Source organism: Marinospirillum sp. (genome assembly GCF_014859565.1).
In genome coordinates this window covers 1-1,083 of sequence record NZ_JACUUA010000450.1, presented here as the reverse complement: position 1 = coordinate 1,083, position 1,083 = coordinate 1, and the positions used below count along the sequence as shown (strand labels likewise).

Sequence of the window (1,083 nt, the reverse complement as noted above, 5' to 3'; positions counted from 1 at the left end):
TACGGTGATGGTGGAATGAGACAAGCGACCGATGGCACGGAACACCTCCTGCATCGCCGGAGCTTCACCAATAATTTCGGTGGTCTGGGTAGCAACGGCCTGTTCGTGGGTATGGCCGGAGGATTTGGCTTTTTGTTCATCCGCATGAGCCAGTGCACGACGTGCCAGTGCCACGGCCTCATCTACATCAAAGGGTTTGGGCAGGTATTCAAAAGCACCACCCTGATAGGATGCCACGGCACTTTCCAGATCCGAATGAGCCGTCATAATAATGACCGGTAAACCCGGATACAGCTCGTTGACCTGTTTTAAAAGATCCAGACCATCCATTCCGGGCATACGGATATCGGTGATCAGGGCATCAGGTTTTTGCCGCAGCATCTGCCGTAGCGCACTGTCTGCACGATCAAAGGCAGTGACCTGGATATTGGCTTGTTCCAGTGCCTTCTCCAGTACCCAGCGAATGGAACGGTCATCATCGATGACCCAGACATGGCCTTTGGGTGCGGTCATTGTGCAGCTCCTGTATCGGTTTGTTCTGTGGTGCTGTTGTCAAAAGGGATCAGCATCCGAAACTCGGTATGCCCCTGCTGGCTGGTGCATTCAATAAGCCCTTGATGCTGCTGCAGGGCGGCTTGTGCAATGGTTAATCCCAGTCCGGTGCCTTCCGCACGACCACTGACCATGGGATAAAAAATGTTTTCCAGCATGTTTTCCGGAATGCCGGGGCCGTTATCGATAATCTTGACCTGACAGACCAGTCGGTGGCGCTCGGAGCCGAGGGTGAACTGACGCTTGGCTCGGCTCTGCAGAATGATGCGGCCATTGGACTGACCGGATTCAATTAATGCCTGCATGGCGTTACGTACAATGTTTAATACCGCCTGAATCAGTTGTTCCTTGTCACCAATAAACTCGGGCAGGCTGGGATCATAATCACGAATCAGGCGTACCTGATCACCAAACTCTGCCTGGGCCAGGGTGTACACTCGCTCCAGTACTTCATGGATGTTCAGGCGTTTCATTTCCGGCAGATGGCGCGGCCCCAGCATTCTGTCCACCAGATTACGCAGCCGGTCAGCC

The 1,083-nt window shown here is 53.7% G+C and carries 2 protein-coding genes; both read right to left on the bottom strand.

The window, feature by feature from the left end; translation table 11 throughout:
• On the bottom strand, positions 1-513 hold a 513-nt coding region (locus IBX50_RS20660), incomplete at its 3' end, for a response regulator (protein WP_292258330.1).
• On the bottom strand, positions 510-1,083 hold a 574-nt coding region (locus IBX50_RS20655; RefSeq protein WP_292258328.1), incomplete at its 5' end, for an ATP-binding protein. The genes IBX50_RS20660 and IBX50_RS20655, both read right to left, overlap by 4 nt.